This window comes from Ornithinibacter sp. (assembly GCF_035443565.1).
In the GTDB taxonomy this organism is placed as follows: Bacteria; Actinomycetota; Actinomycetes; order Actinomycetales; family Dermatophilaceae; genus Fodinibacter.
This window is the reverse complement of record NZ_DAORSO010000418.1, coordinates 1-1,120: the sequence shown is the minus strand read 5'-3', so window position 1 is coordinate 1,120 and position 1,120 is coordinate 1. Positions and strand designations below refer to the sequence as shown.

The window sequence follows — 1,120 nt, the reverse complement described above, 5'->3', positions numbered from 1 at the left end:
CGTTCACGGCCTGACCGTTCGATAGAGGACGTGGCGGCGCACCGGGTGCCCCACGTCCACCGCGGGGTGGTCGAAGTCCTCGGCCGCGTCCCGCACCATCCCCAACCGCTCCATCACCGCCCGTGACCGCATGTTCGGCACGGCCGTGAACGAGACGATCTCGGTGAGGCCGAGCTCGTCGAAACCCACCCGCAGCGCCTCGCGCGCCGCCTCGGTCGCGAACCCGTGGCCCCACGCGGTGGCCGCCAGTCGCCACCCGACCTCCACGCACGGCTGGAACGGCAACACCTGCCGTGGCACCCCCAGGCCGGTGAACCCGATGAACTCCCCCGTGTCCCGCCGTTCCAGGGCCCACATCCCCCAGCCCTCCGCCTCGATGTGGCCGCTCAGCCGGTCGACCATGGCATCGGACTGCTCGCGGCTCAGCGGCGCCGGGAAGTAGCGCATGACCTCGGGGTCGGCGTTGAGCCGGGCGAACGGTTCGAGGTCCGACTCCCGCCACTGCCGCAGCACGAGCCGCTCGGTGCCCCTGACAGCCGGAGGCATCACGACTCCTCCGAGTCGCCGGGCTCGGTGTCGGGCACGACGCGTCGCCCGATCGGGCCGGGGTTCCACGCCACTTCCCACCGGAAGCCGTCGGGGTCGCTGAAGCACCCCGAGTACCCGCCCCACTCGCGAGCCAGCGGGCCGTTCACGGGCGCCCCGGCATCCCGAGCGAGATCGAGCACAGCGCGCACCTGCCCCGGGCTCGCCACGTTGTGCGCGACACTCACCGGCGGCACCCCGTCGCCCTGGATCACCGGCTCCCCCACCTCCGCCTCGAAGGCCTCCCGGTCCCACAGCGAGAACACGAGGCGATCGCCGGCCATGAACATCAGCACCTCTCCGGGCACCTCGAGCTCGGGCTCCCAGCCGAGCCCGTCCACGTGAAGGCCCGCGACCGGGCGAGGTCTCGCACGGCGAACGTCACGAACGACACCCGCTGCTCCATGCCGCCGGTCTGGCCGTTGCCCGGATGCCGGTCACGCGTCATCGCGCGCCACCCACCCACCAGCCGGGGCTGGTTCCTCGAGCGCGGCCCAGGGCGCCTTCTCGGGGGCGGCCGCCTGACCTTCGGGGC

The 1,120-nt window shown here is 73.1% G+C and carries 2 protein-coding genes; both read right to left on the bottom strand.

Going from position 1 to position 1,120, the window contains the following annotated elements:
* Window positions 1-3: 3 nt before the first annotated feature.
* On the bottom strand, window positions 4-546 hold the full coding sequence (locus tag PLL68_RS15665; RefSeq protein ID WP_324535687.1) for a GNAT family N-acetyltransferase: 543 nt from the start codon (window positions 544-546) through the stop codon (window positions 4-6).
* Window positions 546-926, bottom strand: coding sequence for a VOC family protein (locus PLL68_RS15660; protein WP_324535685.1), 381 nt, complete (start codon window positions 924-926; stop codon window positions 546-548). The genes PLL68_RS15665 and PLL68_RS15660 overlap by 1 nt, the downstream gene beginning before the upstream one ends.
* Between the last annotated feature and the right edge of the window lie 194 nt (window positions 927-1,120).

What these genes read in the sequence shown, in the direction of transcription:
- PLL68_RS15665 (WP_324535687.1), bottom strand. Translation starts at nt 546, where the DNA reads ATGCCTCCGGCTGTCAGGGGCACCGAGCGGCTCGTGCTGCGGCAGTGG.